Below are 14978 nucleotides of genomic sequence, written 5' to 3' on the forward strand. Positions count from 1 at the left end.
ATGCCAAAACTGATTATTCTGCCCCATCCCGAGCTCTGTCCGGATGGCGCGGCCCTCGAAGGTGCGACCGGTGAAACCATTCTGGATATCGCGCTGCGCAATGGCATCGAGATCGAGCACGCCTGCGAGAAGTCCTGTGCTTGTACTACCTGCCACTGCGTGGTGCGGGAAGGGTTCGACTCCCTCGAGCCGAGCGACGAGCTGGAAGACGACATGCTGGACAAGGCGTGGGGGCTGGAGCCGGAATCCCGTCTCAGCTGCCAGGCCAGACTGGCGGACGAGGATCTGGTGGTGGAACTGCCCAAGTACACCCTGAATCTGGCGTCCGAGCGCCACTGATGACCCCTTAATTACACATGAGTGAATTGCGCGTGCAGCATCTCATGGTGCAGTAATGATATGGTGAAGGCCGTGACCCTTGAGGGAGCGGCCTTTTTTGTGCCCGTGATTTCCCTATTCGTTGATGAAAGTGCCAATAAAAAGGAAGCAAGAGAACATGGCTGACATGATGAACGTAAGGTTGTCGTCCCAGGCTGCCGCCGCCCAGTGGGGCGAGGGTGCCCTGCTCAGTTTCAACGGGGACGAGGCCCATCTCCATCTGGCCGCTGGCCAGGAGAAGGAGGCGCTGCGCGCCATCCAGCGGGGGGCCAGACGCCTCGAGTCGAGCGGCATCAAGCGCATCAAGCTGGTGGGCGAGGGGTGGAATGGGGAGCGTCGTTACGCCTTTGCCCAGGGCTTCTATGCCGCCAAGGGGGTTCGCGAGCTCGATTTTGGTGAACAGAGCGAACAGGAAGCGGCCGAACTCGCCGCCTTGCTCAAGGCGACCCACTGGGTGCGCGAGGTGACCAACGGCTGCCCGGAAGCCATCTACCCCATGAGCCTGGCGGAGTCCGCTCTGCTGCTCATTCGCAGCCTCGGCGGTGACAAGGTGACCGCCCGCATCACCGCTGGCGAAGCCTTGCGTGAATCGGGTCATATCGGGATCTGGTCGGTGGGCCGTGGCAGCGAGCGCGAGCCGGTGCTGCTGGAGCTCGACTACAACCCGACCGGGGATGCCAACGCCCCCGTGGTCGCGGCGCTGGTGGGCAAGGGGATCACTTTCGATTCCGGCGGCTACTCCATGAAGTCCTCCGACAACATGCTGCCGATGAAGTCCGACATGGGCGGCGCCGCCATGGTAACCGGCGCCCTGGCGCTGGCCATCAGCCGTGGCCTGAACAAGCGGGTCAAGCTCATCCTCTGCTGCGCCGAGAACCTGGTCTCCGGCCACGCCTTCAAGCTCGGCGACATCCTCACTTATCGCAACGGCATCTCGGTCGAGATCCAGAATACCGACGCGGAAGGTCGCCTGGTGCTGGCAGACGGCCTGCTGGCCGCCAGCGAAAGCGGGGCTGCCTACATCCTCGACGCTGCCACCCTGACCGGCGCCGCCAAGACAGCGCTGGGCCGCGACTACAACGCCGTGTTTGCTCTCGATGAGGCGGAGCAGGTGCGCGCGCTGGCTGCCGCCAACGCCGAAAACGAGAAGGCCTGGCCGCTGCCGCTCGAACCCTGGCACGCAGGCCAGCTCACCTCTGCCTTTGCCGAGCTGGGCAATGTGGCATCCGCCGAAGGTACTGCCGGCGCCACCACGGCAGCGGCGTTCCTGTCGCGCTTCGTCCGTGACGAAGGCAATGGCTGGGTGCACCTGGACCTGGCCGCTTCCTATCAGAAGTCGGGCAATGAGCTCTGGGCGACCGGGGCCAAGGGCCATGGTCTTCGCACGATTGCCCGCTGGTTGCAGGAGGTGTGCGCATGAACGTCTGGTTGAGCCGAGAGTTTGCACCGGCCGAGTGGGGGGAGGGGGCACTGCTCTCCCACCGTGCCGACGGCATGGTGATCCATCTGGTGAGCGCCACTCCCTTGCTGGATATCCAGCAGGCGGCGCGGCGCCTGTGCAGCCAGGGGATCCAGCAGGTGGTCCTGGCTGGCCACTGGGAGCGGGAGCAGCAGTGGGCCTTTGCCCAGGGGCTGCAGACGCCCAAGGCGGAAGTGGGATTGCAGTGGGCCACTTCGTCCGAGGAGGACAGGGAGGAGCTGGAGGCGCGCTGGCTGTGCGGGCGCTGGGTGCGGGAGATGACCAACGCCACCCCGGAGCAGTTGGGGCCGCTGGAGCTGGCGGTCGAAGCCGCCGCCTTCCTCACCGAGCTGGCACCGGACCGGATCAGCCATCGCATCCTCAAGGGAGAGGCACTGCAACAGGCGGGCTGGGTCGGTCTCTATCAGGTGGGTCGTGGCAGTGACCGCGAGCCCGTGATGCTGGAGCTGGATTTCAATCCGGGTAAGGATCCCAAGGCGCCGGTAGCGGCCGCCCTGGTGGGCAAGGGCATCACCTTCGATTCCGGCGGCTACTCCATGAAGACCTCCCAGGGCATGCTGACCATGAAACACGACATGGGCGGTGCCGCCATCGTCACCGGCGCGCTGGCGCTGGCCATTCTGCGTGGCCTCGACAAGCGGGTGAAGCTCATCCTCTGCTGCGCCGAGAACCTGGTATCCGGCCATGCCTACAAGCTGGGTGACATCCTCACCTACAAGAACGGCACCACGGTGGAGGTGGTCAATACCGACGCCGAAGGGCGTCTGATCCTGGCCGACGGCTTGCAACTGGCCGGCGAGTCTGGTGCGCCGCTCATCATCGACGCTGCCACCCTCACCGGGGCGGCCGTGATGGCGCTGGGGGGGCGTTACAACGCCCTGTTTGGCCTCGACAAGGGGCTGGTGAGCCGCGCCATGGCCTATTCGGATGCGGAGCAGGAGCCAGCATGGCCGCTGCCGCTGGAGCCCTGGCATCGCCAGCAGTGCCCGTCCCACTATGCCGACACCGCCAACAGCCGCCCCGTGCCGGGCGGCGGACCGGGGGGGGCCTCCAATGCGGCAGGCTTCCTCTCCCGCTTTGTCCCTGATGAGGGAAGAGGCTGGCTGCATGTCGATCTCGCCGCCTGCTTCAGCGAAAACGGCGACAGTCTGTGGGCGCCCGGGGCCAATACCCTGGGGATGCGCACCATCGCCCATACCCTGATGGCGGAGACGCGCTGAGTCAGTGAACGGCATCACAAGGGCACCTCAGGGTGCCTTTTCCAGTGCTGCTTTGCTGAGCAATTGATACGGTTTTGAGGCATTAGCATGCCGATCGTGCGCAAGCGCACATTTTTTCTCTCTGCCCTGGCACAAGATGAGTCACCATGTTGTTTCAAGGATTCTTTTGTTTAACAAAAAGTTGATTTTTTGTGTGTTATTTCGTTTTTTGTTTACGTATAATCGCCGCCGAACATGGATTCCTACAATAAAACTCTGTAGTTAAGGAAAGAACTCAATGGCTATCGAACGTACCTTCTCCATCGTCAAGCCGGATGCGGTCAGCAAGAACCTGATTGGTGCCATTTACAGCCGCTTCGAAAGCGCCGGCCTGAAAGTCATCGCCGCCAAGATGCTGCACCTGACCAGCGAACAGGCCGCCGGTTTCTACGCCGAGCACCAGGGCAAGCCGTTTTATGATGCTCTGGTCGGTTTCATGACCTCTGGCCCTGTCATGGTACAGGTGCTGGAAGGTGAAGACGCCATCCGCCGTCACCGTGAAATCATGGGCGCCACCAACCCGAAAGAGGCCCTGGCCGGCACCCTGCGCGCCTGCTACGCCGAGAGCATCGATCGCAACGCCGTCCATGGCTCCGATGCCCCGGCCTCTGCCGCCCGTGAAATCGCCTACTTCTTTTCCGACGACGAGATCTGCCCGCGCGGCTGATGTTGTCTGCTGGTGACCAAGGGAGCTTCGGCTCCCTTTTGTTTTTTGGTCATCCTGCCAATATCCACTTATTCTCCAGGTGGAAAGCCAGACCCATTATTTGTACAATGCCGCCCCCTGACGTAGGTCAGCCGATAATTTATGAAGTGTGTGAGCTGAGGCCCCTGATGAGCGAAACAAAAACCAACCTGCTGGATCTCGACCGGGATGCCATGCGTGCCTTCTTCGTCGAGTTGGGCGAGAAGCCGTTCCGGGCAGACCAGATAATGAAGTGGATCTATCACTTCGGTTGTGATGATTTCGATCAGATGAGCAACGTCAACAAGGCGCTGCGCGAGCGGCTCAAGGCCATTGCCGAGATCCGTGCCCCCGAGATCAGCCGTGAACAGCGCTCCGCCGATGGCACCATCAAATGGGCGCTGCAGGTGGGAGATCAGGAGGTGGAGACCGTCTACATTCCGGAAGCGGACCGCGCTACCCTGTGCGTCTCCTCCCAGGTGGGTTGTGCCCTGGCGTGCACCTTCTGCTCCACCGCCCAGCAAGGCTTTAACCGCAACCTGAAAGTCTCCGAGATCATCGGCCAGGTGTGGCGTGCCGCCAAAGTGGTGGGCGGCAAACGCCCCATCACCAACGTGGTGATGATGGGCATGGGTGAGCCGCTGCTCAACCTCGCCAACGTGGTACCTGCCATGAAGCTGATGATGGATGACTTCGGCTTCAGCATCTCCAAGCGCCGCGTCACTCTCTCCACCTCCGGTGTGGTGCCGGCGCTGGACATGCTGGGGGACCAGATCGACGTTGCCCTGGCCATCTCCCTGCATGCACCGAACGACCAGTTGCGTTCCGAGATCATGCCGATCAACGACAAGTACAACATCGAGTCATTCCTTGCCGGGGTACGCCGCTATCTGGCCAAGTCCAACGCCAACGGCGGCCGGGTGACCGTGGAGTATGTGCTGCTCGATCACATCAACGACGACATGCAGCATGCCCATGAGCTGGCCAAGGTTCTCAAGGAAACTCCTTGCAAGATCAACCTGATCCCGTTCAACCCCTTCCCGGGCAACCCGTTTGGCAAGCCGAGCAACAGCCGTATCGACCGTTTCTCCAAGGTGTTGATGGAATACGGCCTGACCGTCATCGTGCGCAAGACCCGTGGTGACGACATTGACGCCGCCTGTGGGCAGCTGGTGGGGGAGGTGATCGACCGCACCAAGCGCACCATGAAAAATCGGATGCAACAGGATGGGATTTCCGTCAAAATGGTTTAACTCCTAAGCCATTGTATAGACAGGAAATGGATATCCGTACATTGATCGTAGTGGCAGCGCTCTGTGCGCTGCCAGGCTGTGTCACAGAGACCACTTACGCTGGCCAGAATTCGACCCAGCGTGAAGTAGGTCCCGACCTGAAGGCCGCCGCCCAGACTCGTCTCGATTTGGGTATCCAGTATCTGCGCCAGGGCAATGCCGAGCAGGCCAAATTCAACCTCGACCGCGCCCTTCAGTACGATCCCAACAATCCTCAGGTCTACATCGGTTTTGCCTATTTCTATCAGCAGGTGTCGGATTTCAAGGCCGCCGAGGCGAGCTACAAGAAAGCGCTGGCCATGGATCCGTCCAATGCTGACGCGATGAACAACTATGGCGCCTTCCTCTGCAACCGTGGCCGCTTCGACGAAGCGGAAAAGGCGTTCTTGCAGGCCGTCAGCCAGCCCGATTACGTGAAGATCGCCGATACCTACGAGAATGCGGCGCTCTGCTCGATGCAAAATCACAGAAATGACAAGGCCGGCGAGTATTATCGTCTGGCCTTGGGGTATAATCCCCGCAATCCTAGGTTATTGCTGGACATGGCCGAGCTTTCCATGAAAGATGGCAAGCTTCCTGATGTCCAGTCTTACCTCGCGCGCTTTGCCGACGTGGCAGAGGAGAACGAGGAGAGCCTCTGGCTCCGGCTGCGGCTGGCCCAGGCCATGGACAAACCGGCATTACTTCACCAATTCGGGACTGAGCTGGTAAGGCAATATCCCACTTCGCAACAAGCCAAGCGTTACTTAGCCAATGACTACTGAACAGCCACACGATTTCCAAGACGACTCCCAGGCAGCGGGCCCAGGCCAGCTGCTGCGCAACGCCCGTGAACAGCTCGGCTGGACCCGGGAACAGGTTGCGTCCCGCATTCACCTTCGTCTGACCCTGATCGCCGCCATCGAAGCGGATACCTATGACAAGCACACGTCCCATACCTTCATTCGTGGCTATCTGCGGGCCTATGCCAAGCTCGTGGGCATTCCCGAGGAGACCATCCTCGCCGCCTACGAGAAGCTGGGACTGACTCCCCCCGACAACATCGACATGCAGAGCTTCTCCCGTCGCTCCCGCCAGCAGGCCAATGACAGCCGGCTCAAGGTGGTGACCTGGCTGGTGATCCTGGTGCTGATCGGGCTCTCCGTCGCCTGGTGGTGGCAGAGCACGGCGCGCCGCTCCGCCGGTGACGACGCCCTGGCGGCGACCGAGATGAGCGCGACCGTCAATACGCCGGAAGCGAATGTTGCCCCCGCCGTGGAGGTCGCCGAGCCCGTGCTGCCCGCAGCGTCCGATGCCGTGTCCACCCAGGTTGTGGTGAGCGGTGCCACCGCGACCCTGCCTGTGGTCGCTACGGATGCCAGCGCAGCCGTCCCGACGGACGTTTCCGGTGCGGTCTCGACTGCCGAGAGCACGACCACCGAGCCCGCCAAGGCGCCCCAGCTCAAGATGAGCTTCACCGCCGATTGCTGGCTGGACGTCAAGGATGCCAACGGCAAGACCCTGTTCAGCGGTCTGAAGAAGGCGAACGACGAACTGGTACTGGAAGGACCCGAGCCACTTAGATTCATCATTGGCGCGCCCATGGCGGTCAATCTCGAATATCAGGGCAAGTCCTTCGACATGAGCCGTTACAACAACGGCCGGACTGCCCGCTTCTCACTGCCGCAGGAGTAATCAGTCCGCCATGTCTGTTCACGAAAAGCCCGCACACGAATCACCCATCGTTCGTCGCAAATCCAGACAGATCATGGTCGGCAACGTGCCGGTTGGGGGCGATGCCCCCATCACGGTACAGACCATGACCAACACCAAGACCACGGACGTGGCCGCTACCGTCGAGCAGATCCAGCGGATCGAGCGGGTCGGCGCCGACATCGTCCGGGTCTCCGTCCCCACCATGGAGGCGGCGGAAGCGTTCAAGCTCATCAAGCAGCAGACCCGCATCCCCATCGTGGCCGACATTCACTTCGACTACCGCATCGCCCTCAAAGTGGCCGAGTACGGGGCCGACTGCCTGCGGATCAACCCGGGCAACATCGGCAACGAAGAGCGGGTGCGTGCGGTGGTGGATTGCGCCCGTCACTACAACATCCCCATCCGGATCGGCGTCAACGGCGGTTCCCTTGAGCGTGATCTCCAGGAGAAATACGGCGAGCCGACCCCAGAGGCGCTGCTGGAGTCCGCCATGCGCCACGTGGATTACCTGGATCGCCTCGACTTCCAGAACTTCAAGGTGAGCGTCAAGGCGTCCGATGTCTTCCTGGCGGTCGGTGCCTATCGCCTGCTGGCCAAGCAGATCGATCAACCCCTGCATCTGGGCATCACGGAAGCGGGCGGTTTTCGCGCCGGCGCGGTCAAGTCCGCCATTGGCCTTGGCATGTTGCTGAGCGAAGGGATTGGCGACACCCTGCGCATCTCCCTGGCCGCCGATCCGGTGGAAGAGGTGAAGGTGGGCTTCGACATCCTCAAATCCCTGCGTATCCGTTCCCGCGGCATCAACTTCATCGCTTGTCCCTCCTGCTCCCGTCAGGAGTTCGACGTCATCGGCACTGTCAATGCCCTGGAAGAGCGGCTCGAAGACATCATCACCCCGATGGATGTCTCCATCATCGGTTGCGTGGTGAACGGTCCGGGGGAGGCGCTGGTCTCCGATCTCGGCCTTGCGGGCGCCGCCAACAAGAGTGCCTTCTACGAGGGGGGCCAGCGGGTCGACCGGCTCGACAACAAGGATTTGATCCCGACCCTGGAGCGTCGCATCCGTGCCCGGGCTGCCATGCTGGATCCGGCCAACCAGATCCAGGTGGACAAAGGTTGAACGATGACGGGGCCACCTGGGGTGGCCCCGGCTTTAGGTTGTTGATTTTACATCCCGCATCCGGGCACCCGATTTTACCTCGGGGTCGAAAATCCCTATAATGCGGCCAAATTTTACCTCTTTTTCTCGAGTATCAACGTGGCAAAACAGATCCAAGCTATTCGCGGTATGAATGATTGCCTGCCGGAGCAGAGCCCGGTATGGCAGAAAGTAGAACAGATCCTGCGCCAGGTCGTGGCCAGTTATGGCTACAGCGAAGTGCGCATGCCCATCGTCGAGCAGACCCATCTGTTCAAGCGTGCCATCGGTGAAGTGACCGACGTGGTCGAAAAAGAGATGTACACCTTTGAAGACCGCAACGGCGACAGCCTGAGCCTGCGTCCGGAAGGGACCGCCAGTTGTGTGCGTGCCGGCATCGAGCACGGTCTGCTTTACAACCAGGAACGCCGGATGTGGTACATGGGCCCCATGTTCCGTCACGAGCGTCCCCAGAAAGGTCGCTATCGCCAGTTCCACCAGTTCGGGGTCGAGCTGTTCGGCATCAACGGGCCGGACATCGATGCCGAGCTCATCATGCTGACTCACCGCCTGTGGCGTCTGTTCGGCATCAGCGATCACGTCACCTTGCAGCTCAACACCCTCGGCCAGAGCAGCGAACGTGCCGCCTACCGCGATGCCCTGGTCGCCTATCTGGAACAGTACAAGAGCGAGCTGGACGAAGAGAGCCAGCGCCGCATGTACAGCAACCCCCTGCGGGTGCTCGACTCCAAAGACGAAAAAGTGCAGGCCATCCTGGCGGGTGCCCCCCGTCTGTTCGACCACCTGGGCGAAGAGAGCCTGGCTCACTTTGAAGGGCTCAAGCGCCTGCTCACGGCGGCCGGCATCCAGTTCGAGGTGAACGAGCGTCTGGTGCGCGGCCTCGACTACTACAACCTGACCGTGTTCGAGTGGGTGACCAACAGCCTGGGTGCCCAGGGCACCGTCTGTGCCGGTGGTCGCTACGACGGCCTGGTGGAGCAGCTCGGTGGCCAGCCGACCCCGGCGGTGGGCTTTGCCATGGGCATGGAGCGTCTGGTGCTGATGCTTGAAACCCTCGAGCTCAATGCTGACATCCGCCCGGCGGTGGATGTCTATCTCTGCATGGTGGGTGAGGGGACGGAACAGGCTGGCTTTGCCCTGGCAGAGCGCCTGCGCGATGCCCTGCCGGACTTGCGCCTCATGAGCCACTGCGGCGGCGGCAATTTCAAGAAACAACTCAAGCGTGCCGACAAGAGCGGCGCGGCCATTGCCCTGATCCTTGGGGAGACCGAGGTGCAAAGCGGGGAGATCACCATCAAATATCTGCGTGGCCAGGCCGAGCAACAGACCGTCTCGGTCGATGCCGCCATCGCCCTGCTGGCAGCGAAAGGAGAGTAAGCTGTGGAAGTGTATACCACTGAAGAACAACAGGTTGAGGTCATCAAGAACTGGTGGAAAGAGAACGGCACCTCGGTGATCGCCGGGACCGTGATCGGTCTGGTCGGCCTCTTTGGCTGGCGCTACTACAACGAGATGCAGCAGAACAACCAGGAAGCCGCCTCCCAGGCTTACAACGAGATGACCGCCCAGCTCGCCAAGGGGGACGACGCCGCCCTGGAGCAGGCAAAGAGCTTCATTACCGCCCACAAGGGTGACGCCTATGCCGAGCTGGCTGCCCTGCAACTGGCCGCGGCCGCCGTCAAGGCGGGCAAGCTGGATCTGGCTGCCGAGCAGCTGACCCTGGTGGCCGCCAGTGGCGATGACAGCATCAAGCCCATCGCCGCCCTGCGTCTGGCACGGGTCCTGAGCGATCAGGGCAAGGCTGACGAGGCCCTGGCCCAGCTTGGCAAGATCAACAACGACGCCTTCAAGGCCCAGGTGGCGGAAGTGCGCGGCGACATCCTGCAAAAGCAGGGCAAGGCCGAAGAAGCGCGCGATGCCTATCAGGCAGCGGCGGATGCCGGCGGCCTGCAGAGCAGCGCCGAACTCAAGCTGAAGATGGATGATCTGGCGCTGCCAGCCGTCACTGCGGGCGAGGCTCCGGATGCGTAATCTGTACAAGCGAATGGCGCTGGGGGTGGCTGTCTCCTTCGCCTTGCAGGGGTGCTCCCTGTTCAGTTCGGAAGAGGATCTCAACCCCATGGCGCCCCTGCCCAAGGTCGAGTCCGCGTTCACTGCCGATACCGCCTGGTCCTCCTCGGTCGGGGATGGCATCGGCAACTTCTACTCCCAGCTCAAGCCGGTGGTGGAAGAGGACCGCATCTATGCAGCGGCCCGTGATGGCGATGTGACCGCCTTCGAGCGCGAGAGCGGCAAGGAGCTGTGGAGCGTGGATCTGGCAGATCTGCCCATCAACGCCGACAAGCGCAGCGCCCGTCTCTCCGGCGGCCTGGTTTCCCGCTACGGCAAGCTGTTCCTCGGGTCCGAAAACGGGGTGGTCTACGCCCTGAACGAGGCCAACGGCGAAGTGCTGTGGCAGACCACGGTGCCGGGGGAAGTGGTGGCGAGCCCCGCCGTCGAGGATGGCCGCGTGGTGGTGCTGACCACCTCCGGTCGCCTGGTGGCGCTCGATACCGACGAGGGCAAGCTGCAGTGGACCCTGTCCGAAGAGCAGCCGCCCCTGACCCTGCGCAGTGCCGGCGCCCCCATCATCACCAACGGTGCCGTCATCTATGGCCGCGCCGATGGCAAGGTGGGCATCGCCCTGCTGAGCAACGGCCAGCCGGTGCGTCAATCCAAGGTGGCTGACCCGCGCGGCGCCACCGAACTGGATCGGATGGTGGACGTCGATGCCAGCCCGCTGATTGCCGGTGATGAGCTCTACGCCATCGCCTACAACGGCCAGTTGATGGCGCGCAAGCTGATGAGCGGCGACGAAGTGTGGAAGCGCAAGTATTCCGGTTATCGCGACATGGCGGTGACCGGCAATGCCATCGTGCTGACCGACAGCCGCAGCCATCTGTTTGCGGTCGATCGTCGCAACGGTCTCGAGCTGTGGTCCAACACCCAGCTGGAAAACCGCACCGTGACCGCCCCCGTCATCCTGGGTGACTATGTGGTGGTCGGCGATGTGGAAGGTTACCTGTATTGGCTGGACCGTACCGACGGGACCATCAAGGCCATGCAGCAGCTCGACAGCAGTGGTCTCTATGCCGCTCCGCTGGTGGAGGGTGACACCCTGTATGTGCAGAGCCGTGACGGCAAGTTGTACGCCCTCAAGCGTCCTTGATCGTCCGATAATGTGAATATCCGGCTCCTGGTCTTCGGACCCGGAGCCTTTGTCGTCTTGAGAATGAGGCTTTTATGACTCCTGTAGTTGCCCTGGTGGGCCGCCCCAACGTGGGGAAATCCACCCTGTTTAACCGCCTGACCCGTACCCGGGATGCCCTGGTTGCCGACTTCCCCGGCCTGACCCGGGACCGCAAATATGGCCAGGCGAAGCTGGGCGAGCTGGAATTTATCGTGGTCGATACCGGCGGTATCGATGGCACCGAGGAGGGGATCGAGCTGAAGATGGCCGAGCAGTCCCTGCTGGCCATCGAAGAGGCCGATGTGGTGCTCTTCATGGTGGATGCCCGTGCCGGTCTCACCGCGGCGGATCAGGCCATCGCCGAGCACCTGCGCAAGACCCACAAGAAGGTGTTTCTGGTGGCCAACAAGACCGACGGCATCGACGGTGACTCCGCGGTGTCCGAGTTCTACGGTCTGGCCCTGGGCGAGGTCTACCAGATGGCGGCCGCCCACGGCCGTGGCGTACTGAGCCTGCTGGAGCTGGCCCTGGCCCCCCACCTCGAGACTCTGGTCGGCTCTGCCACCGAGGCACAAGAGGAAGAGGAGCTGGAGGAGTTCGACGAAGAGGCCCTGCTGCGCATGGTGGCCGCCGGTGAGCTCGACACCCGGGAAGACACCAAGGAGACGCCGTTCGCCGACCTGCCCATCAAATTTGCTATCGTCGGTCGTCCCAACGTCGGCAAGTCCACCCTGACCAACCGCATGCTGGGTGAAGATCGGGTCATCGTCTACGACATGCCGGGTACCACCCGCGACTCCGTCTACATCCCCATGGAGCGCGACGATCAGAAATACGTGGTCATCGATACCGCCGGCGTGCGTCGCCGTGGCAAGGTGCACGAGACGGTGGAGAAGTTCTCCGTCATCAAGACGCTCAAGGCGATTGAAGATGCCAACGTCTGCCTGCTGGTCATTGACGCCCGGGAGACCATCACCGATCAGGACTTGAGCATCCTCGGCTTCGTGCTCAACAGCGGCCGCTCCGTGGTACTGGTGGTCAACAAGTGGGACGGTCTGGATCAGAAGGTGAAAGAGGACGTCAAGAACGAGCTGGACAGACGTCTGGGCTTCATCGACTTCGCCCGGGTGCACTTCATCTCCGCCCTGCACGGCAGCGGCGTCGGTCACCTGTTCGAATCCATCAACGAGGCTTACGAGTCCGCGACTCGCCGTACCAGCACCGCCATGCTGACCCGCATCATGCAAATGGCCCAGGAAGATCACCAGCCGCCCATGGTGAACGGTCGCCGGGTCAAGCTGAAGTATGCCCACGCCGGTGGCTACAACCCGCCGCGCATCGTGATCCACGGCAACCAGTTGAACGACCTGCCGGACTCCTACAAGCGCTACCTCATCAACTACTTCCGCAAGTCGTTGAAGATCATGGGTACCCCGATCCGGGTGGAGTTCCAGGAGTCGGTCAACCCGTTCGAGGGCAAGAAGAACACCCTGACCCTGAGCCAGGAACGCCAGCGCAAGCGCCTGCTCAAGGCCAAAGCGAAGAAATAAAGCCCTGCGGCTGCCCTTACCGGCAGCCGTTTTTCTTGGTGGCCCTCTTCAGGGCAGACAAACCGGGGGAGGGGCTGCGGGTAATGCCGGTGCACAGTGACCTAAAGAGGAGTCGAGAAGAGAATGAACACGCTGACCTGCCCTGCCTGTCAGGGCGAACTGGACAGCCGCAGCCGCGAGACGACGTGTGGCCAGTGTCAGGCCCGTTATCGCATCCGGGCCCTGTGTCCTGCCTGCGGGCAGGAGCTGGAACGGCTTCGGGCTTGCGGCGCGGTGGATTATTTTTGCAACCACTGCAACACCCTGGTCTCCAAGCGCACCGTTCTGTTTGAAGCGCAGCCTGACAAGGCATAAAAAAACCCGGCTGATGCCGGGTTTATACTGTGTGCTCCGCTATCAGCAGCGTGAAGGAGCGGTTTCTGTGCCAGATCTTGCGTTTCATGTCGGCCAGCTTGAGCTTGCGTCTCGGGCTCCAGGCACATTTGGTTTTTCGGGCCAACATGGCTCTTCTGCGTGCTCGCATCCTGTTCTCCTCCCTGGTCTTGCGTGGGGTCGAAAGGGCCCTTGGCAGGAACTGCAACGCAATGAATACATTGCAATAAGTTCGCTCCAGCGCCCCTCGTATACCCAAGGATGGTAACAGAGAACAGGGCGGGAAAACACACCCCCGGCGAGGCTAGGGGGTGATGATCTGTTTGACCACTTCGGCGATGATGGCCGGACGCTGTGCCGGCACGTCCGGCTCGCTGCTGTCGTCCTCGTCCAGCTCCTCCCGACGATGGGCCTTCTGCTGTTCGTTGTCGAGCCAGAGCAGGCTCTGGTAGTACTGGCGCACGTTGTTGACATAGTTGCGCGCCTCGCCGCCACGGGCATAGCCATAGCGTACCTTGCGATGCCAGCGTGACTGCTGCAGCAGCGGCAACACCTCTTTCACGTCGCTCCAGGCGTCCGGATTCTTGCCCAGCTCCTTGGTCAGGCGGCGGGCATCCATCATGTGGCCGTAGCCGATGTTGTAGGCGGTGAGGGCAAACCACACTTTCTCGTCCGCCGGGACCGAGTCGGGCACCTTCGCCATCATCTCCTGCAGGTAGCGGGCGCCCCCCTTGATGCTCTCTTCCGGGTGGGTGCGATCGTTTACCCCCATCGCCTTGGCGGTCGGACCGGTGAGCATCATCATGCCGCGCACCCCGGTGTAGGAGCGTGCCTGGGGATCCCAGTGGGATTCCTGATAGCTGATGGCGGCCAGCAGCCGCCAGTCGATATCCTTGGCGTGGGTCTGGAACAGCGCCTGGTACTTGGGCAGCAGGCTCTTGGCCCGTTGCAGGAAGGTACGGGTGTCGACGAAGTCGAAGTTCTGCACGTGGCCGAAGTACTTCTCGTCGAGCTTGGCGATGGCGCCATCCATGAAGCGCTGACCGAAGAAGTCGATGATGCTGGCGTAGAGGCTGTCGTCGGGCAGCTTGGTCATGGCCCAGGCCACGGTCTGCTTGCTGGCGAGGGTCAAGCCTTCGGTGAGTTCGGGGTAGTAGCGCTGGGTACGGGCCAGTATGGTGTCCTGCACCACCGTGTAGTCCACCTTGCCGTCGGCCACCTGCTTGAGCAGTTCCTCCACGTCCGCATCCCGATTGGTGCTCCACTTCAGGTTGGGGTACTGCTTGGCCAGCTCCTTCATCAGGTCCTCGCCGGTGGAGCCCGCCGGCACCACTATGTTGCCCTTGATGTCACCGAGGTTCTTGGGCCTGGAGGAGCCGTTGCGATAGACCAGCTTGGGGGAGACCTGGTAGAAGCCAGGGCCGAAGCGGAACAGCTTGCGCCGCTCCGGGGTCACGACGATGGCGGCGGCGGCGAGATCCAGCTTGCCCTTTTGCAGTTGCTCGACCAGCTCGGCGGTGCTGTAGGCCGGTACTATGGTCAGCTTGACCCCCAGCCAGTCGGCGTAAAGCTGCGCCAGCTCGTAGTCGAACCCCAGTGCGGTGTCGTCACGCTGGTAATAGGAAGTGGGGCCATAGAGGGTGCCAACCCGGATCTCGCCTCGCTGGCGGATCTGCTCCAGTTGGCTGGAGGGGTGGTAGAAGTCGCAACCGGCCAGGGCCAGCGTCAACATCATCCCGATGAACAGTCGAAAAATGCAGCGCAAGTAGGTGAGTACCCTTGTTGAAAAAATCGGCATTTGTCAAAAAAGAGGCACCTTTATACCAGAGAGTATGAAGGGAGTCACACCGCGCGAGATGAGAAAAACGTTTGTTCAGGA

14 protein-coding genes are annotated in these 14978 nt (G+C 61.9%); 13 read left to right on the forward strand and 1 reads right to left on the reverse strand.

Features of this window, described 5'->3' with window-relative positions; genetic code table 11:
* The 13 genes from fdx (at nucleotide 1) to AB5Y80_RS10350 (ending at nucleotide 13081) form a co-directional block, all read left to right on the forward strand.
* Nucleotides 1–339: an ISC system 2Fe-2S type ferredoxin gene (fdx, locus tag AB5Y80_RS10290; RefSeq protein ID WP_005299781.1), complete on the forward strand. Its 339-nt coding sequence runs from the start codon at nucleotides 1–3 to the stop codon at nucleotides 337–339.
* A 157-nt stretch (nucleotides 340–496) separates the two neighbouring features.
* Entirely contained in the window at nucleotides 497–1798 is a 1302-nt protein-coding gene (gene pepB, locus AB5Y80_RS10295; protein ID WP_368172882.1) for an aminopeptidase PepB, read from the forward strand.
* A complete protein-coding gene (gene pepB, locus AB5Y80_RS10300) occupies nucleotides 1795–3078 on the forward strand; it encodes an aminopeptidase PepB (RefSeq protein ID WP_039038726.1) in 1284 nt (427 codons plus the stop codon). Before pepB (AB5Y80_RS10295) ends, pepB (AB5Y80_RS10300) begins: the two co-directional genes overlap by 4 nt.
* Nucleotides 3079–3355: 277 nt before the next feature.
* Nucleotides 3356–3784: a nucleoside-diphosphate kinase gene (gene ndk, locus AB5Y80_RS10305; RefSeq protein ID WP_042016652.1), complete on the forward strand. Its 429-nt coding sequence runs from the start codon at nucleotides 3356–3358 to the stop codon at nucleotides 3782–3784.
* A 167-nt stretch (nucleotides 3785–3951) separates the two neighbouring features.
* Nucleotides 3952–5055 carry a bifunctional tRNA (adenosine(37)-C2)-methyltransferase TrmG/ribosomal RNA large subunit methyltransferase RlmN gene (locus tag AB5Y80_RS10310; protein WP_041213014.1) on the forward strand — a complete coding sequence of 368 codons (1104 nt, stop codon included), beginning with the start codon at nucleotides 3952–3954 and terminating at the stop codon, nucleotides 5053–5055.
* An 11-nt stretch (nucleotides 5056–5066) separates the two neighbouring features.
* Entirely contained in the window at nucleotides 5067–5858 is a 792-nt protein-coding gene (gene tapF, locus AB5Y80_RS10315) for a PilW family type IVa pilus biogenesis/stability lipoprotein TapF (protein WP_080768047.1), read from the forward strand.
* Nucleotides 5848–6768: a RodZ domain-containing protein gene (locus AB5Y80_RS10320; RefSeq protein WP_041213013.1), complete on the forward strand. Its 921-nt coding sequence runs from the start codon at nucleotides 5848–5850 to the stop codon at nucleotides 6766–6768. The genes tapF and AB5Y80_RS10320 overlap by 11 nt, the downstream gene beginning before the upstream one ends.
* A gap of 10 nt (nucleotides 6769–6778) precedes the next feature.
* Complete coding sequence (ispG, locus tag AB5Y80_RS10325) at nucleotides 6779–7909, forward strand: flavodoxin-dependent (E)-4-hydroxy-3-methylbut-2-enyl-diphosphate synthase (RefSeq protein ID WP_010675049.1); 1131 nt, start codon at nucleotides 6779–6781, stop codon at nucleotides 7907–7909.
* Between the two features lie 138 nt (nucleotides 7910–8047).
* Entirely contained in the window at nucleotides 8048–9325 is a 1278-nt protein-coding gene (gene hisS / locus AB5Y80_RS10330) for a histidine--tRNA ligase (RefSeq protein ID WP_039038721.1), read from the forward strand.
* A gap of 3 nt (nucleotides 9326–9328) precedes the next feature.
* Nucleotides 9329–9979 (forward strand): tetratricopeptide repeat protein, encoded by a 651-nt coding sequence (locus AB5Y80_RS10335; RefSeq protein WP_042863977.1) that lies wholly within the window; start codon nucleotides 9329–9331, stop codon nucleotides 9977–9979.
* Nucleotides 9972–11156 carry an outer membrane protein assembly factor BamB gene (gene bamB, locus AB5Y80_RS10340; RefSeq protein WP_039038719.1) on the forward strand — a complete coding sequence of 395 codons (1185 nt, stop codon included), beginning with the start codon at nucleotides 9972–9974 and terminating at the stop codon, nucleotides 11154–11156. Before AB5Y80_RS10335 ends, bamB begins: the two co-directional genes overlap by 8 nt.
* Before the next feature lie 74 nt (nucleotides 11157–11230).
* Nucleotides 11231–12727 (forward strand): ribosome biogenesis GTPase Der, encoded by a 1497-nt coding sequence (gene der, locus AB5Y80_RS10345; protein ID WP_010675045.1) that lies wholly within the window; start codon nucleotides 11231–11233, stop codon nucleotides 12725–12727.
* A 123-nt stretch (nucleotides 12728–12850) separates the two neighbouring features.
* Nucleotides 12851–13081, forward strand: coding sequence for a zinc ribbon domain-containing protein (locus tag AB5Y80_RS10350; RefSeq protein WP_039038718.1), 231 nt, complete (start codon nucleotides 12851–12853; stop codon nucleotides 13079–13081).
* Nucleotides 13082–13403: 322 nt separating this feature from the next.
* On the opposite strand, the gene mltF is transcribed toward AB5Y80_RS10350, so the two are convergent.
* Entirely contained in the window at nucleotides 13404–14897 is a 1494-nt protein-coding gene (gene mltF / locus AB5Y80_RS10355) for a membrane-bound lytic murein transglycosylase MltF (protein WP_109112009.1), read from the reverse strand.
* Between the last annotated feature and the right edge of the window lie 81 nt (nucleotides 14898–14978).

This window comes from Aeromonas sp. R2-1 (assembly GCF_040908425.1).
GTDB lineage: Bacteria > Pseudomonadota > Gammaproteobacteria > Enterobacterales > Aeromonadaceae > Aeromonas > Aeromonas caviae.